This window comes from Streptomyces kebangsaanensis (assembly GCF_001906585.1).
Lineage (GTDB): Bacteria > Actinomycetota > Actinomycetes > Streptomycetales > Streptomycetaceae > Streptomyces > Streptomyces kebangsaanensis.
This window is the reverse complement of the sequence record NZ_JUJA01000016.1, coordinates 16,791-42,838: the sequence shown is the minus strand read 5'-3', so window position 1 is coordinate 42,838 and position 26,048 is coordinate 16,791. Positions and strand designations below refer to the sequence as shown.

Below are 26,048 nucleotides of genomic sequence, written 5' to 3'. Positions count from 1 at the left end.
ATGACGACCACTCAGGCTCGTGCGGCGGGGCGCAGGCCCGCGCAGATCGTGGACATGTCCTGGGACCCGATCACCCGGATCATCGGCAACCTGGGCATCTACACGAAGATCGACTTCGCCAACCAGGAAGTCGTCGAGTGCCACTCCACCTCCTCCCTGTTCCGCGGCTACTCCGTCTTCATGCGCGGCAAGGACCCCCGCGACGCCGGCTTCATCACCTCCCGCATCTGCGGCATCTGCGGCGACAACCACACCACCTGCTCCAACTACGCCCAGCAGATGGCCTACGGCGCCAAACCCCCGCCCATGGCCGAACACATCACCAACCTCGGCGAAGCCGCCGAATACATGTTCGACCACACCATCTTCCAGGACAACCTCGTCTTCGTCGACTTCTGCGAGGCCATGGTCAAGGCCACCAACCCCTCCGTCCTGGCCCGCGCCGAACGCACCGAAGCCCCCCGCGGCCACCTCCACGGCTACCGCACCATCGCCGACATCATGCGCGCCTTCAACCCCTTCGAGGGCGAGGTCTACAAACAGGCCCTCAAGATCTCCCGCACCACCCGGGAGATGTTCTGCCTGATGGAGGGCCGCCACGTCCACCCCTCCACCCTCTATCCCGGCGGCGTGGGCACCATGCCCCAGCCCACCCTCTTCACCGACTACCTCACCCGCCTGCTGCGCATCATCGACTTCGTCAAACAGGCCGTCGCCATGAACGACGACGTCTTCGACTTCTTCTACGCCGCCCTGCCCGGCTACGAGGAGGTCGGCCGCCGCCGCATCCTCCTCGCCTGCTGGGGCGCCTTCCAAAACCCCGACACCTGCGACTACCGCTACGCCACGATGAACACCTGGGGCAAGGACATGTACGTCACCCCCGGCATCATCGTCGACGGCCAACTCGTCACCAACAACCTCACCGACATCAACCTCGGCCTGCGCATCCTCCTCGGCTCCTCCTACTACGACGACTGGACAGGCGAAGAGCCCTTCGTCACCCACGACCCCCTCGGCAACCCCGTCGACATCCGCCACCCCTGGAACCAGACCACCCTCCCCCACCCCCAAAAACGCACCTTCGAAAACAACTACTCCTGGGTCATGAGCCCCCGCTGGTACCACCCCGAAACCGGCCGGCACCTCGCCCTGGACACCGGCGGCGGCCCCCTGGCCCGCCTGTGGTCCACCGCCCTGAACGGCCTCGTCGACACCCCCTACGTCAAAGCCACCGGCCACAGCGTCCGCATCACCCTCCCCAAAGGCCAAACCCTCCCCGAACACACCCTGGAATGGACCATCCCCCAGTGGTCCAACACCCTCGAACGCGACCGCGCCCGCCCCTACTTCATCGCCTACGCCGCCGCCATGGCCCTCCACTTCCTCGACCAGGCCCAACACCTCGTCCGCGCCGGCGAAACCCACACCTTCACCAACTACGAGGTCCCCGACGAAGCCATCGGCTGCGGCTTCCACGAAGCCGTCCGCGGCGTCCTCTCCCACCACCTCGTCATCCGCGACAAAAAGATCGCCAACTACCACCCCTACCCCCCCACCCCCTGGAACGCCAGCCCCCGCGACCACTACGGCACCCCCGGCCCCTACGAAGACGCCGTCCAGGGCCAGCCCATCTTCGAGGAAAACGGCCCCGACACCTTCAAAGGCGTCGACATCATGCGCACCGTCCGCAGCTTCGACCCCTGCCTCCCCTGCGGCGTCCACATGTACACCGGCAACGGAAAAACACTGACGACGACGCATTCACCGATGTACGGAGCCAGCCATGGCTGACGCCGGGCAGGACCCCTGTGCCGGGCGGCTCGCCGACCCGGAGGTCGAGGCGCGGCTCGCCCGGCTGGACGAGCTGCTGGCGGGGCTGGAGGCCGCGCCGGGGCCGACCGTGCGGTCGGCTCTCGAGGCGGTGCGGCTGCTGACCGAGGTGTACGGCGAGGCGCTGGGCCGTGTGCTGGACCGGGCGGACGACGGCCTGGCCGGGGATCTGGCCGGGGACGAGCTGGTGGGGCACCTGCTGGTGCTGCATCAGATCCATCCCGAGCCCGCCGAGAGCCGGGCCGCCCGAGCGGTCGAACGGCTGCGGCCGGCCGTGCGGGAGCGCGGCGGTGACGTGGAGTGGGTCGGCGTGGACGATCGGGTGGCCCGGGTGCGGGTGAGCACGGGCGGCGGCGGATGCGGTTCCGGGTGCGGCAGTGGTAAGGCCGACGTCACCGACGCGGTGCGCGCGGCCGTGCTCGCCGCCGCTCCGGAACTGGCGGCGGTCGAACCGGTACCGGACACGTCCGGGAAGCGGCTGGCTCCCGCGTTCGTACCGCTGGAGACGCTGGCGCGCCGGAGCGGGCCGCGGGCGCGGGAGGCGCGGTGACGGCGGACGGGGCGCTGGCCCGGGTCATCCGCTCCTCGGCCGGGCGGACGGCGTCGGCGCCGGGCGAGGTGTGCGAGCTGTGTGCCGCGCCGGTGCCCGAGGAGCACCGTCACCTCTACGACACCGCCGAGGCCGAGGTGCGGTGTGCCTGCGGTCCCTGTTCGGTGCTCTTCACCGGCAGCGGGGCGGGCGGCGGGCACTTCCGGATCGTTCCCCGGCGCCGGGTGCGGCTGCCCCGGGTCGACACGGCGGCGCTGGGTGTACCGGTCGGCCTGGTGTTCTTCGTGCCGCGCGACGACGGCACGGTCACCGCGCAGGGTCCGAGCCCGGCGGGGGCCATGCGGTGGGAGGTGGACGCGGCGGCCTGGCGGCGGCTGGCCGACCGGTTCCCGCAGCTGGCCACGGTGGAACCGGAGGTGGAGGCGCTGCTGGTCAACACCGTCCAGGAGTTCGACCACCACTGGATCGTGCCCATCGACGACTGCTTCCGGATGGTCGCGACGGTCCGTCGCGAGTGGCGGGGCCTGTCCGGTGGGGGCCGGGTGTGGCCCGCCGTCCAGGAGTTCTTCGCGGAGCTCACCGAACGGAGTTGAACGGAGCTGAGGCGGCCGTGCACGAGTTGTCGATCGCGACCGCGATCGTGGAGCGGGCCGAGGAGGTCGCCCGCGCCGAGGGGACGGACCGCGTCTCGGCGGTGACGGTGCGGGTGGGCGAGCTGGCCGGTGTCGTACCCGACGCCCTGGGTTTCGCCTTCGAGGTGGCCCGGGAGGGCACCGCGCTGGCCGGGGCCCGGCTCGTGGTCGAGCAGGTGACCGCGTACGCGTACTGCGTGCCGTGCGACCAGGAGTTCCCGGTGGGCATGCCCCCGTTCTTCTGGTGCCCGCACTGCGACCGACCGTCGCAGGACCTGCGCAGCGGGCGGGAGTTGGAGATCACCGGGATCGAACCAGGGCCGGTTCCGGCCTGACCGGCCGTCCGGAGGCGTACGGCCCCGCCGGTGCCCGGCGGGGCCGTCGTGCGAGCGGTCAGCAGATGCGCGGCAGTTGCTCGCCGAGCGGCAGGTCGACGACGCGGGTGCCGCCGAGGCCGGTGGCGACCACGACCATGCCGGGGTGGTCGGCGACGCACTCGCCGATCAGCGTGGCACCGCCGCCCTGCGGGTGGGCGCGCATCGCCGCCAGGACGGCCTCGGCCTCCGTAGGGGGTACGAAGGCGACGAGACGGCCCTCGTTGGCGACGTACAGCGGGTCCAGGCCCAGGAAGCCGCAGGCGCCCGCGACCGCCTCCGGGACGGGGACGGCTCGCTCGTGCAGCCGGACGCCGGTGCCGGAGGCGCGGGCGATCTCGTTGAGGGACGCGGCGAGCCCGCCCCGGGTGGGGTCGCGCAGCACGTGGATGTCCGGGGTGACCGCCAGCATGGCCGCCACCAGGTCGGCCAGCGGCGCGGTGTCGCTGGCGACCTCGACACCGAACTCCAGGCCCTCCCGCACGCTCATGATGGCCACGCCGTGCAGGCCGATCGGGCCGCTGACGATGACGGCGTCGCCCGGCCGGGCCCGCTGCGGGCGGATGTCCACGCCTTCGGGGACGAGGCCGACGCCGGCGGTGGTGACGTACACGCCGTCGCCGTGTCCGGCCTCCACGACCTTGGTGTCCCCGGTGGCCACGGTGACGCCGGCGGCCTCGGCCGCCGCGCCCATCGCGCGCGCGACCCGGTCGACCACGGTCAGCTCCACGCCCTCCTCCAGGACGAAGGCCGCGGAGAGGTAGGCGGGCCGGGCGCCGCTCATCGCCAGGTCGTTGACGGTGCCGTTGACCGCCAGGTCGCCGAGGCAGCCGCCGGGGAAGAACAGCGGCCTGACGACGTAGGAGTCGGTGGAGAACGCCAGCCGGGCGCCGCCGAGGTGGAGGACGGCGGAGTCGCCCATGGCGGCGAGGACGGGGTTGCCGTAGGCCGGGGCGAAGACGTCCTGGATCAGTTCGGCGGACAGGGCACCGCCTCCGCCGTGGCCCATCACCACGACGGGCTGGTCGCGCAGGGGGGCGGGGCAGGTCCAGTTCGCGGGGTCGACGGGGGCCTCGGCCGCCGCGGGAGCGAGGTCAGCCAACGGGATTCATCTCCTCGTGCGGGACACGGGAGCCCTGCGGCGCAGGAGCGGCCGGTGAGGCCTGTCCGTTCAGCCGGCGGTACAGGTAGTAGGCGGCGCAGGCGCCCTCGTTGGAGACCATGGTGGCGCCGAGCGGGGTGCGCGGGGTGCAGGTGGTGCCGAACGCGGAGCACTCGGTGGGCTTGATCAGCCCCTGCAGGACCTCGCCGGCCCGGCACACGGCGGGCTCCTCGGTGCGGATGCCTTCGACGTCGAAGCGGTACTCGGCGTCGAAGGCGCGGTAGGCGTCCGACAGCCGCCAGCCGCTGGCGGGGATGCGTCCGATGCCGCGCCAGGAGCGGTCGGCGACCTCGAAGACCTCCTCCAGCATGCGCAGGGCGGCCGGGTTGCCCGTCTCGCGCACGGCGCGCGGGTAGGCGTTCTCCACCCGGTGCTCACCGCGCTCCAGCTGGTGGACGGCGCGGCGGATGCCCTCGAGGATGTCCAGCGGTTCGAAGCCGGTGACGACGACGGGGACGCGGTGCCGCTGCGCCAGCTCCGGGTACTCGGCGGTGCCCATGACGCTGCACACGTGCCCGGCGGCGAGGAAGCCCTGCACCCGGCAGTCCGGGGCCGTCATGATCGCCTCGATGGCCGGTGGTACCCGTACGTGGGAGACCAGGAGGCTGAAGTTGTCCAGGCCCAGGCGGCGGGCCTGGTGCACGGCCATGGCGTTGGCGGGGGCGGTCGTCTCGAAGCCGATGGCGAAGAAGACCACCTGGCGGCCGGGGTTCTGCCGGGCCAGCTGCAGGGCGTCCAGTGGTGAGTACACGACGCGTACGTCACCGCCCTCGCCCTTGACCCGGAACAGGTCCCGGTCGGTGCCCGGCACCCGCAGCATGTCGCCGAACGAGCAGAAGATCACCTCGGGCCGGGCGGCGATCTCCAGCGCCTTGTCGATGACCTCCAGCGGTGTGACACACACCGGGCAGCCGGGGCCATGGATCAACTCCACCTCTTCCGGCAGCAGTTGGTCGATGCCGTGCCGGATGATCGAGTGGGTCTGGCCGCCGCAGACCTCCATCAGCGCCCACGGCCGGGTGACGGTCGCGCGGATCTCGTCGAGCAGCCGCCGGGCCAGCTCGGGGTCGTTGAACTCGTCGATGTACTTCATCGGGACTCACTTCCGCTCTTCTCGCGTTCCCCGGCCCCGGGTGTGTGCGGGGCCGTGCCGTCGGCCTGCTCGGCCGCCTGCGCCCAGGCGTCGCCGAACTCCTCCTCCAGCAGGCCCAGTTGCTGGAACAGTTCCAGGGACGCCCGGGCCGACTCCTCGTCCAGGCGCTGCAGGGCGAACCCGACGTGGACGATCACGTACTCCCCCACCTCCAGGTCGGGCAGGTATTCGAAACACGCCTGTTTCTGCACTCCGCCGAAGTCGACCAGGCCGGTGAGGGGGTCGGCGCGGTGGTCGATGGCCACGACTTTGCCGGGCACTGCCAAACACATGGGTCACTCCGTCTCGTCGCTGTACGGCGACCTCAAGGGCGCCGTCCGTCCTGTCGTTCGTGGGCCGCGACCACGAGCTGTCCGAGGGCCAGTCCGCCGTCGGTCGGCGGAACTTCGCCGTGGCGCAGCACGGCGAAGCCGTCACCGGTCAGGAGCGCGGCGCACTCCTCCTCCAGCAGGCCGTTGACGAAGACGCCGCCGCTGAGGACGACGGTGGTCAGACCGGTGGCCGCGCGGGCGCGCCGGCAGATCTCCGCCACGGCCCGCGCGACGCCCCGGTGGAAACGCGCGGCGAGGACCGCTGCCGGGGTGCCGCGCCGCTGGTCGGCGAGGAGTTCCCGCAGCATGGGCGCCGGGTCGCAGCCCAGGGGGCCGGGACCGTCGGTGAGCCCGAAGGGGTACGCCGCGCGGTCCGCTTCCCGGGCGGCGGTGGCGGCCGCCTCCAGCTCCAGCGCGGCCTGCGCCTCGTATCCGACGCGGTGGCAGACGCCCACGAGGGAGGAGACGGCGTCGAAGAGCCGGCCCATGCTGGAAGTGGGCACACAGGCCAGATCCCGCTCCAACTGCCGCTTCAGGAAGGACAGTTCCTCGGGCGTGCAGGCGGCGACGGAGGGCAGGTGGGCGTCCCACGGCAGTCCGGCGGCCCACAGCCGGGCCAGCGCGAGGCGGCACGGGTTGGCCACGCCGGCGTCGCCGCCGGGCAGCGGGGCGGGGGTCAGGTGGGCGAAGCGGCGGTGGCCGGCGTAGTCGGCGAGCAGGACCTCGCCGCCCCAGACGGTGCCGTCGTCGCCGTATCCGGTGCCGTCGAAGGCGATGCCGATCACGGGGGTGGTGCCGTCGAGGCCGTGCTCGGCCATGGCGGAGGCGATGTGCGCGTGGTGGTGCTGGACCAGCACGGGCCGCTGTCCCGGTAGGTGGGCGGCCCGTCGGCGGGCCCAGCCGGTCGAGTGGTAGCCGGGGTGGCGGTCGGCGGCCACCAGGGCGGGGCTGACTCCGGTCAGGCGCAGCAGGTGCTGTTCGGCCCGGTGGGCGGCCTGGAGGGTGGCCAGGTCGCCCATGTCTCCGATGTGCGGGCCGAACCAGGCGTGGTCGCCGTCGCCGACGCAGGGCACGTTCTTCAGGTCGCCGCCCACCGCGAGCGCGGGACGCACGGGGACCGGCAGGCGCACCGGGCGGGGCACGTAGCCGCGGGAGCGGCGCAGCACCTGTTCGGTGCCGTCGGGGCGGACCCGCAGCAGGGAGTCGTCGCAGGGCGAGGCGATGGGGCGGTCGTGGGCGAGCCAGGCGTCGGCGAGTCCGGCCAGCCGGGTCAGCGCCTCCCCGTCGTCGGTGACGATGGGCTCGCCGGAGCGGTTGCCGCTGGTCATGACCAGAGCGCGGGGGCCGGGGGGATCGCCGGGCAGCCCGAACAGCAGGGTGTGCACGGGGGTGTAGGGCAGCATCACGCCGACGTGGGGGCTGCCGGGGCAGACCTCGTCGCACAGACGGAGCCCGTCCGGCCGTGTGCTGCGGCGCAGCAGGACGATGGGGCGCACCGGGCCGGTGAGCGCGGCCCGTTCGCGGTCGGTGGGGGCGGCGATCCGCTCGACGGTGGCGAGGTCGGGACACATCACCGCGAACGCCTTGCCGCCCCGTTCCTTGTGGGCGCGCAGGGTGGTGACGGCGCGGGCGTCGGTGGCGTCGCAGGCCAGGTGGTAGCCGCCGAGTCCCTTGACGGCGACGATCCGGCCGGTGGCGAGCAGGGCGCGGGCCGCGGCCAGGGCGTCCGCGTCCCGGGCCGGGCGGATGCCGCTGCCGTCGGCGGGGACCAGGCGCAGCCGGGGGCCGCAGTCGGGACAGGCCACGGGCTGGGCGTGGAAGCGTCGGTCGACGGGGTCGGCGTACTCCCGGGCGCAGGCGGGGCACATCGGGAAGCCGGCCATGGTCGTGACCGCGCGGTCGTACGGCATGGCGGTGGCGATGGTGAACCGGGGGCCGCAGTGGGTGCAGGTGATGAAGGGGTGCCGGTGGCGGCGGTCGGCGGGGTCGGCGAGCTCGCGCAGGCAGTCGGCGCAGGTCGCGGTGTCGGGCGGGAGCTGCGTGCGGCCGGGGGCGTGGTCGGTGGGGCGGATGGTGAACGGGTCGGTGGCGCCGGTGGCGGGGAGGTCCTCGAGGCCGATGCCGGTGACGGCGGCGAGCGGGGGCGGCTGCCGGGCCAGCCGGTCGCAGAACCGGTCGACGCCGTCCGGCGGGCCCTCGACCTCGATCAGCACGCCGCTCGCGGTGTTGCTCACGAAGCCGGCCAGCGCCAGGTCGGCGGCCAGGCGGTGCACGTAGGGCCGGAAGCCCACGCCCTGCACCGTGCCGCGCACGGTGAGCCTGCGGCGCACCGGGCCGGTGACGGGTGCGGTCATGAGGCGGTGGTGGTGGCGGGGTGCGGATGCGCGTGGTGGTCGTGGGCCGTCTCCCCGGCGGTCTCGTGGACCGCGTGGTCGTGGTCGTGGCCGTGGGGGTGCGGGGCGAGGGGAGGGTGGTGGGGCGGGGCTCCGTCGCGGGCGGCGAGCGCGCGTTCCAGGAGGGTGTCGACGCCGTCGCCGGTACGGGCGCAGGACCGTACGATCTCCACCCCGGGGTTGACCCGGTGCACGTTGGTCCGGAAGGCGTCCTCGTCGAAGCCGGCCGCCTCGGCCAGGTCCGTCTTGGTGACCACGACCAGGTGGGCGGAGCCGAAGGCGGTGGGGTACTTCAGCGGCTTGTCCTCGCCCTCGGTGACCGCCATCAGCACGATCCGCAGGGTCTCGCCCAGGTCGTAGGAGGCCGGGCAGACGAGGTTGCCGACGTTCTCCACGAACAGCACCGCGGTGTCCGCGGGCAGCCAGCCCTCCAGGCGGGTGCGCACCTGGCGGGCCTCCAGGTGGCAGAGTCCGTCGGTGAGCACCTGCTGGACCGGCGCGCCCGAGCGGGCCAGCCGGCGGGCGTCGTTCTCGGTGGCCAGGTCCGCGGTCAGCGCGGCCGCCGGGACACCCCGGCCGACGGCGTGGGCCAGTACGCGGCCGAGGAGTTCGGTCTTGCCGCTGCCGGGGCTGGACAGCAGGTTCACCAGTGCGACGCTCTGCCGGGCCAGGTCGTCGCGCAGGGTGGCGGCCAGGTCGTCGTTCCTGGCGAGGACGGCCTGCTTGACGTCGACGGACCGGCACATGGCACTGCTCCTCGGAAAGTGGGCTCAGGGACGGGGGAGAGAAAGGCGGGTCTGTCACCGATCTTCGGCCGCGCCGGCCGCGAGGTGCGGCAGCGCAGCCGTGGGGGCCGGGGCGTTTTCCTCCGGGCGGACCAACGGCGGGGTGGCGGCGGGGTCGGCGAGCAGGACGGGGACCATCGTGTGCAGGGCCTCGACGGCGTGGGCGACGGCCGCGCGGACCGGGGCGCTGAGCCCGGGGACGATGTCCTCGTCCCCGCGAAGGCGCACCCGGGGTTCACAGGCGAGCACGAGGACGCGCGGGAGCGGTCCGTCGCCCAGGTGCGCGGCCAGGGCCAGCACCCTGGCGGGGTCCATGCCGTGGGCCTCGGGCGGGGCGGCGGCGCCGGTGGGGTCGGGGGGTTCGGGCTCGATCAGGGACAGGGTGCCGGGCTCGTGGCCGCGCGGCGCCGCGTCGACCAGGACGGCCGTGTCGTATCCGTCGAGGAGTTCGTAGGCGAGGTCCAGACCGCGGATGCCGAAGTCCCTTACCCGCACCCCGGGCGGCAGCGGGCGGGGGCCGAGGGCCTGGATCACCTCGGGGCCGAAGGCGTCGTCGGCGAGGAAGATGTTGCCCACGCCGGCGACCAGCAGCCGGGGGCGGGGCGGGGGCGTCATCGGGCGTCCCCGGTGCGCGGGGCGCCGGCCGGTGCCAGGGGGCGGGTGCCGCCGGTGGGGGCCTTGCGGACGAAGGCCGAGCGCAGCGCGTGATAGGGGGCCGCGGGGTCGAAGAAGATGTCGTGCATCCGCGCCAGTTCGGCGCGGCGGTACTCCGCGAGCGGCCGTACCGCCTCGTCGCGCTCGCGCGCCGCCGCCTTGGCCTCGATCCGCCGGCCGAGGCCGGGGGCGGCGGCGAGCTCGGCCGCCATGCGGTCGACCTCGGCGGTGAACTCCCCCGCCGGGACGGGCACCGGGCGGTCCACCAGGCCGAGGCCGTGGGCGGTGGCGGCGCTCACCGGAAGGGCCTCGGTGGTCAGCCGCTCGGCGGTCTCGGCGCCGGTGCGGCGCGGCAGGCTGTAGGTCCAGAACTCGGAGCCGTACAGGCCCATCCGGCGGTAGTGCGGGTTGAGGACGGCACCGGTGCGGCACCACACCTCGTCGGCGGCGAGGGCGAGCATGACGCCGCCCGCGGCCGCGTTGCCGCCGAGCGCGGCGACGACCAGCCGGTCGGTGGTGCGCAGTACCGCCTCCACCAGGTCGTCGATGGCGCCCAGGTTGGTCCACGACTCGGCGGCGGGGTCGTCGGACGCCTCGATGACGTTCAGGTGGATGCCGTTGGAGAAGAAGTCGCGGGTGGCGCCGAGCACCAGGACCGGGGTGGGGCGGGTGAGCGCGTGGCGGTAGGCGGCGAGCAGCCTGCGGCACTGGTCGGTGCTCATCGCGCCGCCGGGGAAGGAGAAGGTGACGTAGCCGACGTCGCCGCGCCGCCGGTAGCGGATGTCGGTCCAGGTGCGCCGCTCGGGGGGCAGTTCGAGCGGGACGGGCGCCTCCGGGGGCGCGGTGGGGCCGAGGACGGAGGCGGCCGGGCGTTTGAAGGGCGCGGGGTCGCCGGAGTTCTTGCGCGGCCTCAGCTCCGGGATCCACACGGCGCCGTCCCGGGTGGCTCGGCACACGGCTCCCGCCCGGGTGGCGAGCAGTTCGCCGGGGCGGCCGCGCAGTCGGTCCTCGGGGTGGCCGCCGTGCAGGAAGAGCTCACGGCCGAGGAGTTCGTCGAGGACGCCCGGCTGGGAGTCGGCGCCGCGGAGCTTGCGCAGCACGGTGGCGGTGCTGTCGTTCTCCCAGTCGATACGGCGCTGCTCCTGGCGCAGGAAGTCGCGCCACACGACACGGATCGAGGGGTCGTTCTGCGACTGCGGTTTGAAGGAGCCGTCCGCGTGGCGCCGTACGGCCAGCAGTACGGCGGCCACGGCGGCGTCGGAGGCCTCGTTGCGGTACAGGTCGCTCTTGCCGACCGGCGCCGTGGGGAACGGCACCGCCGCCCAGATGTCACCGGCGTCCATCGCCGCCTCGGCCTGCAGGACCGTCACGCCCCAGTGCGGTGCCCGGTCGGCGATCGCCCGGTCCAGGGAGGAGGGACCGCGGTCCCCCGGGGGCCCCGGGTGCACGATGAGACAGGTGTGCTCCCGCCACACGTCCTCGGGCAGCGCCGTCTTGAGCATCGGCGCGACGACCAGGTCCGGGCTCGTCCCGGCGACCGCGGCACGGACCGCGTCGGGGCCGTGCGAGGCGAGCACGACGTCGACGCGGTGGCCGTGGTCCGACAGTTCGGCGTAGACGCGCTGGGACAGGCTGTTGAACGCGCTGGCGACGAGCAGAATGTCCATGACGCGGCATCGTGGCCGGTTTCGGGGGTGCCGGAAAGGGCCTTCGCAGGGTTTTCGTCCGTCCGCCTCAGGTCGCGTCCTCCGTCTGCATCAGGTCTCCTCCTCCATCCGGATCGAGTTGCGCAGGTCCTCGAAGGCCGGGCTGCGGTCGTCCTTGTTCATCTCCACCAGCGCCCGGGCGACGGCGTCGAGCTTGCGCTGGACCGCGTGCTCGGCGCGCATCTCGGCGTTCTTCAGCAGGGCGAGCAGCAGCAGCGTCACGGCGGTCATGGACTCGCCCGCCAACAGCAGCAGTTCGACGGGCAGCCGGGCCGCGTGGGCGGCGACGAAGAAGCCGACGAGGACCAGGCAGATCAGGAAGAAGACGGGGGAGCTGGTGAAGTTGGAGGCGTACTCGGCGAACTGCTCGAACCGGCCGCGCCGGGGGCCGCCTCGGTGCACGGGATTCTTGAACGTCATGAGCGTGCCCTACCCCCGCCGACGGTTCCCGGCGCGTCGCTCCCTTACTTTCTGTTCATACGATGTAACAGTCTGCACATGATTTGTCAGCAGAACATCGACAGGGCAACCGGCCACCCCTCACGCCGTCGCGCGCTGCGCGGGGCCCTGCTGGCCGCGGCGACCACCGCCGCACTGGCCGGCGGGCCGACGGCGCCCGCGGCTGCGGCCGCCGCTCACGCTCCCGACTGGGACGCCATCGCCGCCTGCGAGTCCGGCGGCAACTGGAGGGCGAACACCGGCAACGGGTACTACGGCGGGCTGCAGTTCCGCCAGTCCAGCTGGGTCGCCGCCGGAGGGCTGAGGTACGCGCCCCGGGCGGACAAGGCCACGCGCAAGGAGCAGATCGCCGTGGCCAAGCGGCTGGCCTCCCTGCAGGGCATGTCGGCCTGGGGCTGCGCCTGACCCGTCGGCTCCTGACCTGCCGACCGCGACGCGGGCCGGTCAGCAGAGCACGGCGAGCGCGCCGGGCAGGACCCGGGCGGTGACGGGCAGGACGGCCTCGACCTCGCCGTCGGCGCCGTAGGGCACGGGGCGGTCGGCCTCGATACGGACCTGTCCGCCCCGCAGGATCCGCACCTCGGGGCGGTCGACGTGTGCGCCGGACTTCAGCTCCTTCATCAGGGCGAAGAAGAGCCGGCGCGGCGCGTGACGGATCATCACCACGTCGAGCAGGCCGTCGTCGACGCGGGCGCCGGGCGCGATCATGCGCCCGGAGCCGTAGTAGGGCGAGTTGGCGGCCACCACGGTGTAGCCGCGGTGGGTGTGCTCCTCCCCGTCCACGGTGACGCGGTAGCAGGCCGGCCGCCAGGTGGCGACGGCCCGCAGCCCGCCGGCGTAGTAGGAGGCGGCACCGCGCAGCATTCTGGAGCGGTTGGCGTGCCGGTTGGCGAGCGCGTCGACGCCCGCGTACACGCTGCCGAGGACGACGGTGCGCGGATGCACGGCCGACTCCACCTCGACGGTGTCGACCCGGCGCGGGGCGCCGTGCAGCAGGATCCGGGCCAACTCGGCCGGTTCGGCGGGCAGTTCGAGTGCGCGGGCGAAGTCGTTGCCGCGCCCGGCCGGGACGAGGCCGAGGAGGGTGCCGGTGCCGCTGAGGGCCCCGCCGACGCCGCCCGCGATGCCGTCGCCGCCCACGGCGAGGACGACGCGGCCCCGCTGCCCGGCGCCGCGGGCGAGGTCCTGGGCGTGGGCGAGGCTGCGGCTGTACTCGGTCTCCAGTTCCGCGCCGGCCTCTCGGAGCAGCCTGGCCACCCGCAGCAGCGCCGCGGCCCCGGCGGATCCGCCCGCGGTGGGGTTGACGATGGCGGTGAACTGTCGCATCGGTGGGCCTCCGGGGCGGGACGCGGGTCGGTGGTGGGGCGGGTGTCAGTCGAGGGGCAGCAGGACGCCGGGGTTGAGCAGACCGGCGGGATCCAGCCGCCGTTTGACGGCCCGCAGGGCCTCGACGCCGAGCGGGCCGGCCTCCCGGACGTATCCCTCGCGGTGGTCGGTGCCCACGCCGTGGTGGTGGCTGATGGTGCCGCCCGACGCGATGATCGCCTCGTTCGCGGCCCGCTTGGCGGGCGCCCAGTGTGCCACCGGGTCCTCGCCCTGGGCGCTGACCACGGTGAAGTACAGCGAGGCGCCGTTCTCGTAGACGTGCGAGATGTGGCACATCACCAGGGGCGGGGTGCCGGCCGCGGTGAGCGTGGTGGTGAGCGCCTCGCGGACGGCGGCGTACAGCCCGGGGACGCGGGACCAGAAGGCGGCGGTCTCCAGGGTCTCGGCGAACGCGCCCGCGTCCAGGAGGGAGTCGCGCAGGTAGGGCGCCGAGTAGCGGCCGTGGGCCCAGCGCTCGCCGGGTTCCTCGCCGAGGAAGGTGCCGCCGCACGCGCGCAGCACGGCCGCGGCGCGCTGTCCGCGGTGGGCGACGTCCTCGGCGGTGCCCTCATGACCCACGATCGCCTGGCAGCCGGTGTCCTGCCGGGCGTCGGGGGAGCCGATGGCGTCGGGCCGGGCGAGGCCGATCAGCGTCTCGGTCTCGTCGGACAGGCGCAGGACGGTCGGCCGCGGTCCGTCCTGGGCGAGCCGGCGCAGGGCCGCGGCGCCCTCCTCGAAGGAGGGAAAGCGCCAGCCCTCGTAGCGGCGGGTCCGCGGCAGCGGGCGCAGGCGCACGGTCACCGAGGTGATGACGCCGAAGGCCCCCTCGGAGCCGAGGACGAGCTGGCGCAGGTCCGGGCCGGCCGCCGAGCGCGGGGCGCGGCCCGTCTCGAGGGTGCCCTCGGGGGTGGCGAGGGTGAGGCCGAGCACCATCTCGTCGAAGCGGCCGTAGCCGGCGGAGGCCTGTCCGCTGGAGCGGGCGGCGGCGAACCCGCCGAGGGTGGCCCACTCGTAGGACTGGGGGAAGTGGCCGAGCGTGAAGCCGTGTCCGGCCAGCAGGGCCTCGGCCTCGGGGGCGCGCAGGCCGGGTTGCAGGGTGGCGGTGCGGGAGACCGGGTCGAGGGCGAGCAGCCGGTTCATGCGGCGCAGGTCCAGGGCGACGAAGGGGCGCCGCCGCTCGGGGGCGAGGCCGCCGACGACGGAGGTGCCGCCGCCGAAGGGGACGACGGCCAGGTCGTGCGCGGCGCAGGCACGCAGCACGGCGAGTACGTCGTCGTGGTCCGCGGGGAGGACCACGGCCGCCGGGCTGTCGGTGACGTCGCCGCGCCGGATCCGCAGCAGGTCGGGGGTGGACTTGCCGCGGGTGTGGCGGATGCGGGACTCGGCGTCGGTGCGGACGTGCGCGTCGTCGCCGACGGCGTCGCGCAGGGCGCGGAGGGCGGCGCCGGTCAGCGGTGGGGCGGGGACGGGGATGGCGTCCAGGGCGACCGGGCCGGTGGCGTGGGGCTTGACGCCGAGCAGGTCGCGCAGCAGGCCGGTCACCGTGTCGGGCAGCGGTGTGGCCCTGGCCGGGTCGCCCCAGCCGCTCCACAGCATGTCCATGGGGTCGTTCCTCACCGGTCGTGTCGGAGGGTGCCGCGGCGTCGCGCTGCGGCGTTACACTGTGACACATGACGCCTATTCGTCACAACGGTTCGGCGGGCTCGGCCCGCCCGGACAGCGATCCCGTGCTCGACGCCGTGCGCGACTGCGTCCTGGCGGTCGGGGTGCGCCGTACGACCCTGACCGACGTGGCCCGGCGGGCCGGCGTGTCCCGGATGACGCTGTACCGGCGCTGGCCCGATGTGCGGTCCCTGGTCGGCGACCTGATGACCCGGGAGTGGATCGACGTGGCCGGCCGGGCGAGGCCCGAGCGCCGGCCCGGGGCGGTCGCGCGCACGCTGCTCGTCGACGGGCTGGTGGCCGGGGTGAGGGAGTTCCGTGCCCATCCGCTCTTCCGCAAGATCGTCGACGTGGACCCCGAACTGCTGCTCCCCTACGTGCTGGACCGGCGCGGCGCCAGCCAGGAGGCTCTGCTCGGGCTGCTGGCCGAGGACCTGCGGGAGGGCCACGCCGACGGATCGGTGCGCGCGGGGCATACCGAACGGCAGGCCCGGTCCCTGCTGCTGATCGTCCAGTCCTTCGCCCTGTCGCTGCGCACGATGACCGACGAGGAGGACCCCGACCTGGACGAAGAGGCGCTCCTCGCGGAACTGCGGACCATCCTGGAGAGGACCCTGACGCCATGAGCACCGCCGGCAGCCCCGCCACTCCCGGCCACACGGCCCCCGACACCTCCCTCACCGCCGGGCGCCGCGCGCGCGAGCTGGACCGGACGGTGGACGGTGAGGCCGTGGACGTCCTGGTGGTCGGTCTCGGCGCGACCGGTGCCGGGGTCGCGCTGGACGCCGCGGCGCGGGGGCTGAGCGTCGCCGCGATCGACGCCCACGACCTGGCCTTCGGCACCTCCCGGTGGAGCTCCAAGCTCGTCCACGGCGGGCTGCGCTACCTCGCGTCCGCGCAGCTCGACGTGGCCCACGAGAGCGCGGTGGAGCGCGGGGTGCTGATGGAACGCACCGCTCCCCACCTGGTCGGCGCGCAGCCGTTCGTCCTGCCCCTGACTCCGCTGGTCCCGCGCGGCCAGGCCGCCCTGGCCCGGGCCGGTTTCCGCGCGGGCGACGGACTGCGGCTGGCGGCGCGCACCGCCCGCGCCACGCTGCCGGCGCCGCGCAGGCTGTCGGCGGTGGAGACCCGCCACCTCGCGCCCGCCGTGCGCGGCGCGGGCCTGCGCGGCGGCCTGCTGTCCTGGGACGGCCGGCTCACCGACGACGCCCGCCTGGTCACCGCGATCGCCCGTACGGCGGCGGGACGCGGCGCACGGCTCCTGACCCGGGTGCGGGCACTGGAACTCACCGGCTCCGGTGCCCGGGTGCGGGACGAACTGACCGGCGAGGAGGGCGAGATCAGGGCCCGCGCCGTGATCAACGCCTCCGGAGTGTGGGCGGGCGGCCTGGTGGACGGCATCCGGGTACGGCCCTCGCGCGGCACCCACCTGGTGCTGCGCGAGGGCCGGCTCGGTCCGCTGCCGGCCGGGCTGCACATCCCGGTGCCCGGGGAGACCAACCGCTTCGTGCTGGTGCTGCCGCAGGACGACGGCCGGGTCTACGTCGGGCTCACCGACGAACCCGTCGAGGGCGACGTCCCGGACGTGCCGACGGCCCCCGAGGCCGACATCGGCTTCCTGCTCGACGTACTGGCCTGCGCCCTGGACGTCCCCGTCCACCGCGACGACGTGGCCGGCGCGTTCGCGGGCCTGCGTCCGCTGCTGGACACCACCGCGGCGGCCGGGTCCGGCGCGGCGCCGCGGACCGCGGACGTCTCCCGCAGGCACGCGGTGCTGACCTCCGCGGACGGCGTGATCACCGTGGTCGGCGGCAAGCTGACCACCTACCGGCGGATGGCCGAGGACGCGGTCGACGCCGCCGTCGCCGCGCACCGCCTGCCCGCGGGCCCCTCCCCCACGGCCGCCCTGCCCCTCGTGGGCGCCGCCCCGCCACGGCTGCTGGCCGCCCTCCGGGCGCCGCGCCGCCTGATCCGCCGCTACGGCACCGAGGCTCCGGCCGTCCATGCCCTGGGCGCCCGGGATCCGCGCCTGCGCGAACCCGTCCTGGACGGCCATCCCGTCACCCGCGCCGAACTCGTCTGGGCCATCCGCCACGAGGGCGCCCTCGACGAGTCCGACCTCCTCGACCGCCGCACCCGCATCGGCCTGATCACCTCGGACCGCACGGCGGCCCTGCCGGCCGCGCGGGAGGCGGTGGGCGAGGCGCTGGGGTCCCGGTGAGCCCGTCGGGGCCGGGCCGTCGCGCCGGCTCAGGCGGCCATCGCCGGGCCCGGGGCGAGGCGGGTGAGGAGTTCGGCGTGGTGGAGGTCGGCCACCGGGGACAGCAGGTCGGGGTGGCGGAGGAGGGCCGCCGCGCGGCGGTCGCTGTCGTCGGGGGCGAGCAGGCGGCGGAACTCGACCGGCACGGCCGAGGGGTCGGCGAGCGCGTCCACCGCGCGGTCGGCCAGCTCGGCGTCGGTGAGCAGGCAGGCGGCCCAGCTCGCGACGACCTCGTCGACCCAGGTGCGCCAGGCACAGGTGTCCGGGTCGTCGGCCCCGGCGCCGTCCGCGCCGGTGACCCAGTCCAGGCGGGCCGCCCCTCCGGGGCCGGCCATCGTGACCAGGGCGGCGTCCATGGGCGTCGGGTAGCGCAACCAGGCCGCGACCGTGACCGCCTGGCGCGCCTGCACCTCGCAGAGGGCGGCGGCGAGCGCGCCGCCGGACGCCGGGTAGGCGCTGGTCAGCCAGTGGGTGGTGGCGGCGATGAGCGGGGAGAGGTCTTCGTGCACTACTGGGCCGTTCGAGCTGTTCACGGACAAAAAGGACGCGTGAAACGGTAGCTCCCGACCCTCGGGGAAAAATATGACGCAGGCCGCCTTCGGAGCGTGGTTTCCGCCACATCCACCGTGTGCACGGCGCCGAAGGCGGCCTGGTCCGCCGGATACCGGTGCCGGTCAGGCCCCGGCGGGGAAGCGTTCCCAGACGCGGTGGGCGCCCAGGAGCCGGGTGATCTGCTCCAGCGTGGCGGTGCCGCTGTCGCCGATGATCACGCCGGGCGCGTCGACGGGCACACCGGCCGCCTCGAGCGCGGCCTCGGCCCCCTTCCAGGCACCGATCGCCTTGCCGTGCCGGAAGGCCTCCGACAGCAGCAGACCGACGCGCGGGTCGTGGGTCGCCTGCCGTGCGGAGGGCAGGCCGGACTTGGCGTCACGGGCCCCGTAGGCGTCGGCGCCCACCCCCGGCGTACCGGCGATCAGGACGGCGTCGAACTCGACGGAGCGCGCGGTGGCGTAGGTGCGCTGGACGGTCAGCGCACCGTTGCCGTTGCCGAGCTTGCCGCCGGACGGCGCGATGACCAGGGGGACCATGCCCCCGGCGAGGACCGCCTCACGCACGGCCCGTACGCCGTCCAGGTCTCCGTCCGGCCCGGCAATGATGCCGATGACCCTGCCGTCCGTGGGCCAGGTGTGCCCGACCTGGGACAGCGCCGGGCTGGGCTCCACGTCGGCCAGGGGCACGGTCGGCTCGGGCGCCGGCAGACCGAGGCCCTTGGCGACCTCCTCGCACAGCTCGGGGTCGATGTTGGCCAGGACCTGCAGGCCCCGTTCCTTGACGGCCTGCTCGTAGCACTTGCCGAGCTCGAAGGTGTAGGCCCCGATGATGTGCTCGCGCTCCACCGGACTCATGCTGAGCCAGAACCGGCGCGGCTGGCTGAAGTGGTCCGCGAACGTCTCGGGCGCCTCACGGACCTTCTTCGCCTCCGGGATGCGCACGGGCGTCTCGACGTACGCCCCCGTGTCCGCGCCCGCGGTGAACGGGCAGCCGCCGTCCAGGGAGTTGGGGCGGTAGGGCGCGACACCCCGGTGCACGGCCGTCTGGTGGAAGCCGTCGCGCAGCATGTCGTTGACCGGTGCGTGCGTGCGGTTGACCGGGATCTGCCCGAAGTTGGGGCCGGCCAGACGGGTGATCTGGGTGTCCAGGTAGGAGAACAGGCGCCCGGCGAGCAGCGGGTCGTCGGTGATGTCGATGCCGGGGACGAGGTGGCCGGGGTGGAAGGCGACCTGCTCGACCTCGGCGAAGAAGTTCGACGGGTTGCGGTTGAGGACGAGCCGCCCGATGGGCTGCACCGGGGCGATTTCCTCGGGGACGATGTTGGTCGGGTCCAGCAGGTCGATGCCCTCGAAGGTCTGCTCGGGGGTGTCGGGGAAGGTCTGGATGCCCAGCTCCCACTCCGGATAGGCCCCCGCCTCGATGGCGTCGTACAGGTCCCGGCGGTGGAAGTCCGGGTCGACGCCGTTGATGATCTGAGCCTCCTCCCACACCAGGGAGTGCACACCGAGCTTCGGCTTCCAGTGGAACTTCACGAGCGTGGTGCCGCCCTCGGCGTCGACCAGGCGGAAGGTGTGGACGCCGAAGCCCTCCATCGTCCGGAAGGAGCGCGGGACGCCCCGGTCGGACATGTTCCACAGGACGTGGTGGGTGGCCTCGGTGTGCAGGGTGACGAAGTCCCAGTGGGTGTCGTGGGCGGTCTGCGCCTGGGGGATCTCCCGGTCGGGGTGCGGCTTGGCGGCGTGCACGATGTCGGGGAACTTGATGGCGTCCTGGATGAAGAAGACCGGGATGTTGTTGCCGACCAGGTCGAAGACGCCCTCGCTGGTGTAGAACTTGGTCGCGAATCCCCGGGTGTCGCGCACGGTGTCGGCCGATCCCCGGGAGCCCAGCACGGTGGAGAACCGTACGAAGACCGGGGTTTCGACGTCCTTGGCGAGGAACGCGGCCTTGGTCACGGAGGCCGCCGTGCCGTAGCCCGTGAAGACGCCGTGCGCCGCCGCGCCGCGGGCGTGGACCACGCGCTCGGGGATGCGCTCGTGGTCGAAGTGCATGATCTTCTCGCGCAGGTGGTGGTCCTGCAGCAGGACGGGACCGCGGGGCCCGGCCTTGAGCGAGTGGTCGGTGTCGTAGAGGCGTGCGCCCTGGGCGGTGGTCAGATAGCTCCCGGCCTGAGCCATCCTGCCCTGGTCCGCGCCCGTCGGCTGCCCGGTCGGGGAGTAGGTGTCCGGGCCGGACTGGTCCGGCTTGGGCGGCAGCGGCTCCCTGGGCTCCGTCGGCTCGGCGACGGACGGTGACTCGGGGCCGGGCTTGCCGGGGATGCCCTCCGCCGGTCCCGCGCCGTCGCCCTGCAGGGCGTCGGTCACCTTCTGCGCTGCCTTCTTGATGGGGCTGGCCTCACTCATGAGTACTGCTTCCTCCGGTTGGTGGCCGTACCGCGGTGCGCCGCGGCCGCGTGCTGTTCCGGCATGCCGGTCGTCGCCCGTCGAGCGTGGCCGCCGGGCCCGGACCCTCCGGGTCGCGGGCGGCGCGCGGGGCATGCGCGGGTCGGCGGGCAGGGGCTCGCACCGGGCGAGCCGAGTGAACGAAAAGCCCTGAAAGGGCATCGATGCCCTGAAAGGGCGTTCGTCTGGTCAATCTCTCACGGCGCGGGGAGTGGCGCATGGGACGTACAACGAGGGGGTGAACCCGCCGGACCGGCACCCGTGCGCTCCCTTCGTCCGCCGTTCTCGCACGACGGCCGTCCCCGGCCGCCTCACTTGCGTACCCAGGGCGGGGCGGTCGAGGCGTACGGGCCGCGCCCCGCCGGAGTGACGCGTCGGCGCCCGCGGTTCGGCCCGCGGGCTTCCCGTCACCTTCGACATCGCCGCGGGCTGGGAGGCCGGGGCCGTGGATCGGAGGGCCGGGGGCTCCCCCGCCGCCGAGGAGGCCGCCGACGCGCTCCTGCGCCAGGGCCCGGTGACCGCCGGGTGCGAGATCGGCGCCAGGGCAGCCGGGAACATCGGCTTCCCGCACGTGCGGACCGGCGTCCCGGACGCGGGTGACGCGCGTACGGTGCTGCGGGCCTTCGTGGCCGCCGAGGGCGCCGTGAGCGAGGAGAAGTACCGCCCGTTCCGTGCGGGCGGGTTCGAGGGCGCCGAGGTCGAGTACGTCCGCACGAGCGGGATCCCGGACGAGTCGAAGCAGGAACGCGCCCTGACCGTCGACACCCCCGCGGGCCAGGGCGTCCTGCACCTGGGCGGCCCGGACACCGGGGAGCACCAGCGGATGCTCCCCCGCCCACGAACTCGCCGAGAGGACCCCGCGCACCGCCTGAGCGGCACTCGGCCCGCCGCGGAGGACCGCTCACACCGTGTCGGAGCGGGCGCGGCGGGTACCCGACCGGGGCACGGAGGCCGCCCTGCCCGGCCGGGACGGCCGACCGTCCGGTGCGGTGAGGGGAGTGGTCATGACGCGCAACGGAGGCGACGCGGCTCCCGCCCGGCCAGCGGGATCCCCCGGTCTTCGTCTGGCGGCGGGCGGGGGCGGGCAGCCGGCGCCCCACGGGTCCGAGCCGCAGGACCGGCACCTGCCCCGTGACCGCAACCAGGCCATCCTGGAGGCGGCCAAGCAGGTCGGCGCCCTGCTGAAGCGGAAGGGGCACGCGTTCGCACTGGCCGGAAGCGTGGCCGCCTACGCCCACGGCGGCAGCGAGAACCTGCAGCACGACGCCGACTTCTGCGTACGGCCCGCCGACGCCGAAGAGGTCGCCGACACGCTGCGCGAGGGCGGCCTGACCGTCCACGCCCCGCCCGAGGACTGGCTGATCAAGGCCAAGTGCTTCGACCAGGACGTCGACATCATCTTCGAACTGGCCCACCGGCCCGTCTCCCTGGAGATGCTCGCCCGGGCCGAGGAGCTGCCGGTCGACTCGGTGCGCATGCCCGTCCTCTCACCGACCGACCTGCTGTGGAGCCTGATCGGCGCCTTCTCCGAACACCACTGCGACTTCGGGGCCGTGCTGCCCGTCGCCCGTGCGCTGCGGGAGAAGGTCGACTGGGGCCGCGTCCGGCGGGACTGCGGGGACGAGCCCATGCCCGCCGCCTTCTTCTTCCTTCTCGAACGCCTGAACGTCATCGCCCCGCAGAAGGAGCAGCCATGAGCAACCACGGCGCAGAGCGGTCGTCCGGCGCTCCGGGCGCCGGCGACAACCTGGAGTACCGCGTCGCCCGTCTCAAGGAGCGGATCGCCGCCGGCCCCCTGGCCGAACTGGGGGTGCGGCTGGAGGTGCGCGGCGAGGCGGTGCTGCTGACCGGCACCGTTCCCACCACCCACTGCCGGGACGAGATCTGCCGCGTCGTCGACGAGGAACTGGTCGGCCACCGGGTCCACTGCGACGTCGTCGTCGCCGACGCCTCCTCCCCCGACCACGTGGAGGACCTCGCATGATCCGGATAGCAGCCGTCGGGGACATCCACATGGCGCCCGAGAGCCAGGGCACGCTCCGGCCCGCGTTCGACACGCTGCCCGAGTGCGCCGACGTCCTGCTGCTGGCAGGGGACCTCACCCGGCACGGCACGCCGGAGGAGGCCCGGGTGGTGGCGCGGGAGATCCGGGACCTGCCGGTGCCGGTCGTGGCCGTCCTCGGCAACCACGACCACCACGACGAACGGCCCGAGGAGGTCACCGCCGTCCTGGAGGACGCCGGCGCCCAGGTCCTGGAGGGACGCGGTGTCGTCGTGCCCTGCGGCGGGGCGCGCGTCGGCGTCGCCGGCACCAAGGGGTTCGGCGGCGGCTTCGTCGGCCGCTGCGCGGGCGAGTTCGGCGAGCCGCTGATGAAGGAGTTCGTCCGGNCCCGCCGCTGCGCGGACGGACTGCGTACGGCGCTGGAGCGGCTGGGCGAGCAGGGGTGCGACGTGCGGATCGCGCTGACCCACTACTCCCCCGTGCCGGAGACGCTCGCCGGTGAGCCGCCCGAGATCTACCCGTTCCTCGGCAGCTACCTGCTGGCCGAGGCGATCGACACGGCCGGCGCCGACCTCGCCGTGCACGGCCACGCGCACGCCGGCACGGAGAACGGCATGACCAGCGGCGGCGTCCGGGTGCGCAATGTCGCCCAGCCGGTCATCGGGCGGGCCTTCCACGTCTACCACGTGCACGCTCGGGAACCGGTGGCGGCCGGCGCGCCCGGCGAGCGGTCCGGCTGACCCGGTCTCCGCCGGGGCAGGGGCCCGTACGCTGGGGGCCGTGCACATCTGTTTCGTCTGCAGCGGGAACATCTGCCGCTCGCCGTCCGCCGCGCTGGTGTTCGCCGAGCATCTGCGCCGTGAGGGGCTCGGGGACGCGGTGCGGGTCACCAGCGCCGGCATCGGCCCCTGGCACGTGGGAGAGGCCATCGACGGGCGGGCCGGTGAGGTGCTGGCCCGGCACGGCTATCCGGTCGAGCACGTGGCCGCGCAGGTCGGGGCCGAGCACCTGGACGCCGATCTGCTCCTGGCCCTGGACGGCGGTCACGAGAAGGCACTGCGGCGACTTGTCGACGACCCCTCCCGGGTGCGGCTGCTGCGCTCCTTCGACCCCGACGCGACCGGCGACCTCGACGTGCCCGACCCGTACTACGGCGGCCCGGAGGGCTTCGACGAGGTGCTGGGCATGATCGAGGCCGCGGCGCCCGGTCTGCTCGCCTGGGTGCGCGAGCGCCTCGCCGCATGACCGGCACCGCCGACGGTCCGGGCGCCGCGGCCGCCCGGCTGACCGGCCGGCCGGTGACCGGCCGGAGCCCGCTGTCCGGGGCCCTCACCGAGGTGACGCTCGACGACGGACGGGTGGTCGTGGTCAAGCGCGGCGACGCCCCGGGGGCGGTGTGCGCCGAGGCCGCGGGACTGCGCTGGCTCGCCGGGACGGGCACGGTGCGGGTCCCGGCGGTGCACGGCCACGACCGGCGCTGGCTGGTCACCGACCGGGTGCCGCAGGGCCGGCCGAGCCCGCGAGCCGCGGTCCGGTTCGGCCGCGGCCTGGCCGCCCTGCACGCAGCCGGGGCACCCGCGTTCGGCGCCCCGCCGCCCGGCGGACCGGCGGAGGCGTACATCGGGCTCGCGCCGATGCGCAACGTCCCCGGCACCGACTGGCCGCGCTGGTACGCCGAGCACCGGGTGCTGCCCTATCTGCGCCGCGCGGTCGACGACGGCACCCTGCGGCCCGCCGAGACGGCCGTGATCGAACGCGCCCTGGACCGGCTGCCCGAGCTCGCCGGCCCCGCCGAACCGCCCGCGCGACTCCACGGCGACCTGTGGAACGGCAACGTGCTGTGGGGCGCGGACGGCGAGGTCCGGCTGATCGACCCGGCCGCGCACGGCGGGCACCGGGAGACGGACCTGGCGATGCTCCGCCTGTTCGGCTGCCCGCACCTGGACCGCGTGCTCGACGGCTACCGGGAGGCCGCGCCGCTCGCCGACGGCTGGGCCGACCGCATCGGACTGCACCAGCTGTTCCCGCTGCTGGTGCACACGGTGCTGTTCGGACGCGGATACGCCGGACAGGCGGTCGCGGCGGCCCGCGGCGCCGGCCGGTGACCCGCGCACCGTCCTCGACCGGCCGGGCCGGGGCATCGGCGTGCCGGGAGCCATGATCGGTGCTGCGCGGTACGCGTGCGGGTGCGCGGTAGGCTGCCAGTGCCGGAGGCTGCGGGCGATGCCACCCCCGCACGGGTGCGCGTGGCGGGGAGAAGGGCGGGTGCGGATGGACTGGCGCGAGTTCGCCGAACAGATGGCCCTGCTCGCCCGGCGCCTGCTGGCGCAGGAGTCCGCCCAGGAGACGCTCGACGAGATCGTCCAGGCGGCCGTCGAGCTGATCGAGGGGTGCGAGGCCTCCGGGATCCTGGCCCTGCGCAAGGGGCGTGCCGTGACCCTGGCCACGACCGCGGACATGGTGGTGGAGTCCGACCGGCTGCAGGGAGAGCTGGGCGAGGGGCCCTGCTTCGACGCCGCCCGGCGGGCCAACGAGGACCGGCTGTTCCGCATCGCGGACCTCACGCAGCCGCAGCCGGACTGGTCGCGGTACGCGCCGGCCGCCCGTGAGCTGGGCGTCGGCAGCATGATGGGCTTCCTGCTGTACACCCACGACGACGACTTCGGTGCCCTCAACCTCTACTCCAGCCGCCCCGGTGCCTTCACCCCGGACAGCGAGACGGCCGGCTGGCTGCTCGCCTCGCACGCCGCCGTCGCCCTGGCCGGCGCCCGGACCGTCGACCAGCTCGAACACGCGCTGGAGACCCGGCACGCCATCGGCGAGGCCATGGGTATCCTGCGCGAACGCCACCGTCTGAGCGAGGACGACGCCTTCGCCGTCCTGCGCCGCATCTCCCAGCACCACAACGTCAAACTCCGCGACGTGGCCCAGAACATCCGTTCCGGGGCCCGCAAGCAGAGCTGACACGGCCGGACGACCGCCCACCCGGGCTCCGCACACCGACGGCCCCGGCGGGCCGGGCGCGTGGCGGCCCCTCGCCTCGGCGGAGGCGGCAGTGTAGACATGGCACATGGTCCGACTCCCGGGGCGAACCGGTACTCGGCCGACCCGCCGTTCCAGCGGCCGGCGCCCCCGGCCCGCGCCCGGTCCTGCCCGGCGGGCGCGCGAGGAGGAGCCCTTCGACGCCGGGGAACTGGCCCTGGCCGAGGAGCTGGTCGCGCGGGCCGCGGTCTCCATCGACAACGCCCGCCGCTACACCCGCGAGCACGGGCTGGTGGTCGCCCTGCAGCGCAGCCTGCTGCCGCGCGGTCTGCCCGAGCAGCAGGCCCTGGACATCGCCTACCGCTATCTGCCCGCGCAGGCGGGCGTGGGCGGGGACTGGTTCGACGTACTGCCGCTGTCCGGGGCGCGGGTCGCGCTCGTCGTCGGGGACGTGGTCGGGCGCGGGCTGCACGCCGCGGCCACGATGGGGCGGCTGCGGACCGCGGTCAGCAACTTCTCCGCCCTGGACCTGCCGCCCGAGGAGCTGCTCGGACTGCTGGACGAGCTGGTCGTCCGCATCGACCAGGACGAGCGGGCGGACAGCGCCGGCGTCCCCGTGACCGGTGCGACCTGCCTGTACGCGATCTACGATCCGGTCTCCCGGCGCTGTGCCGTGGCCCGCGCCGGCCATCCGCCGCCCGCCGTGATCGCGCCGGACGGCTGCGGGACGTTCCCCGACGTGCCCGCCGGTCCCCCGCTCGGACTGGGCGGG

The 26,048-nt window shown here is 74.4% G+C and carries 26 protein-coding genes and 2 pseudogenes; 16 read left to right on the top strand and 12 right to left on the bottom strand.

All coding sequences use genetic code 11. The features are described from left to right. The 4 genes from RH94_RS01675 to hypA form a co-directional block, all read left to right on the top strand. A partial coding sequence (locus RH94_RS01675; protein WP_073945900.1) for a nickel-dependent hydrogenase large subunit occupies positions 1-1,794 on the top strand: 1,794 nt, incomplete at its 5' end. Continuing rightward, entirely contained in the window at positions 1,787-2,383 is a 597-nt protein-coding gene (locus RH94_RS01670; protein ID WP_073945899.1) for a NifU family protein, read from the top strand. The genes RH94_RS01675 and RH94_RS01670, both read left to right, overlap by 8 nt. Then, entirely contained in the window at positions 2,380-2,976 is a 597-nt protein-coding gene (locus RH94_RS01665; RefSeq protein WP_073945898.1) for a DUF5947 family protein, read from the top strand. Before RH94_RS01670 ends, RH94_RS01665 begins: the two co-directional genes overlap by 4 nt. A 17-nt stretch (positions 2,977-2,993) precedes the next feature. Next, positions 2,994-3,350, top strand: coding sequence for a hydrogenase maturation nickel metallochaperone HypA (hypA, locus tag RH94_RS01660; RefSeq protein ID WP_073945897.1), 357 nt, complete (start codon positions 2,994-2,996; stop codon positions 3,348-3,350). Positions 3,351-3,408: 58 nt separating this feature from the next. On the opposite strand, the gene hypE is transcribed toward hypA, so the two are convergent. The 8 genes from hypE to RH94_RS01620 form a co-directional block, all read right to left on the bottom strand. After that, positions 3,409-4,491 carry a hydrogenase expression/formation protein HypE gene (gene hypE, locus RH94_RS01655; protein ID WP_073945896.1) on the bottom strand — a complete coding sequence of 361 codons (1,083 nt, stop codon included), beginning with the start codon at positions 4,489-4,491 and terminating at the stop codon, positions 3,409-3,411. Next, complete coding sequence (hypD, locus tag RH94_RS01650) at positions 4,484-5,644, bottom strand: hydrogenase formation protein HypD (protein WP_073945895.1); 1,161 nt, start codon at positions 5,642-5,644, stop codon at positions 4,484-4,486. The genes hypE and hypD overlap by 8 nt, the downstream gene beginning before the upstream one ends. Next, positions 5,641-5,976 carry a HypC/HybG/HupF family hydrogenase formation chaperone gene (locus RH94_RS01645; RefSeq protein WP_073945894.1) on the bottom strand — a complete coding sequence of 112 codons (336 nt, stop codon included), beginning with the start codon at positions 5,974-5,976 and terminating at the stop codon, positions 5,641-5,643. The genes hypD and RH94_RS01645 overlap by 4 nt, the downstream gene beginning before the upstream one ends. 32 nt (positions 5,977-6,008) lie before the next feature. Then, a complete protein-coding gene (gene hypF / locus RH94_RS01640; protein WP_073945893.1) occupies positions 6,009-8,369 on the bottom strand; it encodes a carbamoyltransferase HypF in 2,361 nt (786 codons plus the stop codon). Beyond that, a complete protein-coding gene (gene hypB / locus RH94_RS01635) occupies positions 8,366-9,154 on the bottom strand; it encodes a hydrogenase nickel incorporation protein HypB (protein WP_073945892.1) in 789 nt (262 codons plus the stop codon). The genes hypF and hypB overlap by 4 nt, the downstream gene beginning before the upstream one ends. Before the next feature lie 54 nt (positions 9,155-9,208). After that, positions 9,209-9,808, bottom strand: a complete 600-nt coding sequence (locus tag RH94_RS01630; protein WP_073945891.1) for a hydrogenase maturation protease — start codon at positions 9,806-9,808, stop codon at positions 9,209-9,211. Further along, on the bottom strand, positions 9,805-11,514 hold the full coding sequence (locus RH94_RS01625) for an enoyl-CoA hydratase-related protein (RefSeq protein ID WP_073945890.1): 1,710 nt from the start codon (positions 11,512-11,514) through the stop codon (positions 9,805-9,807). Before RH94_RS01625 ends, RH94_RS01630 begins: the two co-directional genes overlap by 4 nt. Positions 11,515-11,604: 90 nt before the next feature. Beyond that, complete coding sequence (locus RH94_RS01620; RefSeq protein WP_073945889.1) at positions 11,605-11,973, bottom strand: hypothetical protein; 369 nt, start codon at positions 11,971-11,973, stop codon at positions 11,605-11,607. A 78-nt stretch (positions 11,974-12,051) separates the two neighbouring features. Here RH94_RS01620 and RH94_RS01615 point away from each other — a divergent pair, with 78 nt between their 5' ends. Further along, complete coding sequence (locus tag RH94_RS01615) at positions 12,052-12,417, top strand: transglycosylase family protein (RefSeq protein ID WP_073945888.1); 366 nt, start codon at positions 12,052-12,054, stop codon at positions 12,415-12,417. 39 nt (positions 12,418-12,456) lie between these two features. On the opposite strand, the gene RH94_RS01610 is transcribed toward RH94_RS01615, so the two are convergent. After that, positions 12,457-13,338, bottom strand: a complete 882-nt coding sequence (locus tag RH94_RS01610) for a YegS/Rv2252/BmrU family lipid kinase (RefSeq protein ID WP_073945887.1) — start codon at positions 13,336-13,338, stop codon at positions 12,457-12,459. 45 nt (positions 13,339-13,383) lie between these two features. Next, on the bottom strand, positions 13,384-14,979 hold the full coding sequence (locus RH94_RS01605; RefSeq protein ID WP_073945886.1) for an FAD-binding oxidoreductase: 1,596 nt from the start codon (positions 14,977-14,979) through the stop codon (positions 13,384-13,386). A gap of 68 nt (positions 14,980-15,047) precedes the next feature. On the opposite strand from RH94_RS01605, the gene RH94_RS01600 reads away from it, so the two are divergent. Both RH94_RS01600 and RH94_RS01595 read left to right on the top strand, forming a co-directional pair. Beyond that, positions 15,048-15,665 (top strand): TetR/AcrR family transcriptional regulator, encoded by a 618-nt coding sequence (locus tag RH94_RS01600; protein ID WP_073945885.1) that lies wholly within the window; start codon positions 15,048-15,050, stop codon positions 15,663-15,665. Continuing rightward, entirely contained in the window at positions 15,662-17,260 is a 1,599-nt protein-coding gene (locus RH94_RS01595; protein ID WP_073945884.1) for a glycerol-3-phosphate dehydrogenase/oxidase, read from the top strand. Before RH94_RS01600 ends, RH94_RS01595 begins: the two co-directional genes overlap by 4 nt. Before the next feature lie 29 nt (positions 17,261-17,289). On the opposite strand, the gene RH94_RS01590 is transcribed toward RH94_RS01595, so the two are convergent. Both RH94_RS01590 and RH94_RS01585 read right to left on the bottom strand, forming a co-directional pair. Beyond that, positions 17,290-17,808: a hypothetical protein gene (locus RH94_RS01590; protein ID WP_073945883.1), complete on the bottom strand. Its 519-nt coding sequence runs from the start codon at positions 17,806-17,808 to the stop codon at positions 17,290-17,292. Positions 17,809-17,973: 165 nt separating this feature from the next. Then, positions 17,974-20,253, bottom strand: coding sequence for a catalase (locus tag RH94_RS01585; RefSeq protein ID WP_073945882.1), 2,280 nt, complete (start codon positions 20,251-20,253; stop codon positions 17,974-17,976). A 457-nt stretch (positions 20,254-20,710) separates the two neighbouring features. On the opposite strand from RH94_RS01585, the gene RH94_RS41900 reads away from it, so the two are divergent. From RH94_RS41900 to RH94_RS41885, 9 genes and pseudogenes are all read left to right on the top strand, one after another. Continuing rightward, entirely contained in the window at positions 20,711-21,427 is a 717-nt protein-coding gene (locus RH94_RS41900) for a lipoprotein (protein ID WP_234425453.1), read from the top strand. Continuing rightward, positions 21,357-21,989: a nucleotidyltransferase family protein gene (locus RH94_RS01580; RefSeq protein WP_234425452.1), complete on the top strand. Its 633-nt coding sequence runs from the start codon at positions 21,357-21,359 to the stop codon at positions 21,987-21,989. The genes RH94_RS41900 and RH94_RS01580 overlap by 71 nt, the downstream gene beginning before the upstream one ends. Then, entirely contained in the window at positions 21,986-22,276 is a 291-nt protein-coding gene (locus RH94_RS01575; protein WP_073945881.1) for a hypothetical protein, read from the top strand. The genes RH94_RS01580 and RH94_RS01575 overlap by 4 nt, the downstream gene beginning before the upstream one ends. After that, positions 22,273-22,680, top strand: a pseudogene (locus RH94_RS41895) (metallophosphoesterase family protein); the annotation flags it as partial. The gene RH94_RS01575 and the pseudogene RH94_RS41895, both read left to right, overlap by 4 nt. A gap of 1 nt (position 22,681) precedes the next feature. Next, positions 22,682-23,034 (top strand): metallophosphoesterase family protein (locus RH94_RS41890; RefSeq protein WP_234425451.1); only part of this gene is annotated, 353 nt, incomplete at its 5' end. A gap of 40 nt (positions 23,035-23,074) precedes the next feature. Then, entirely contained in the window at positions 23,075-23,539 is a 465-nt protein-coding gene (locus RH94_RS01565; protein WP_073945879.1) for a low molecular weight protein-tyrosine-phosphatase, read from the top strand. Next, the gene (locus RH94_RS01560; protein WP_073945878.1) at positions 23,536-24,399 is read left to right on the top strand and encodes a fructosamine kinase family protein; all 864 of its coding nucleotides are present in this window, start codon (positions 23,536-23,538) and stop codon (positions 24,397-24,399) included. Before RH94_RS01565 ends, RH94_RS01560 begins: the two co-directional genes overlap by 4 nt. 166 nt (positions 24,400-24,565) lie before the next feature. Next, entirely contained in the window at positions 24,566-25,258 is a 693-nt protein-coding gene (locus tag RH94_RS01555; RefSeq protein WP_073945902.1) for a GAF and ANTAR domain-containing protein, read from the top strand. Positions 25,259-25,451: 193 nt separating this feature from the next. Then, positions 25,452-26,048, top strand: a pseudogene (locus RH94_RS41885) (PP2C family protein-serine/threonine phosphatase); the annotation flags it as partial.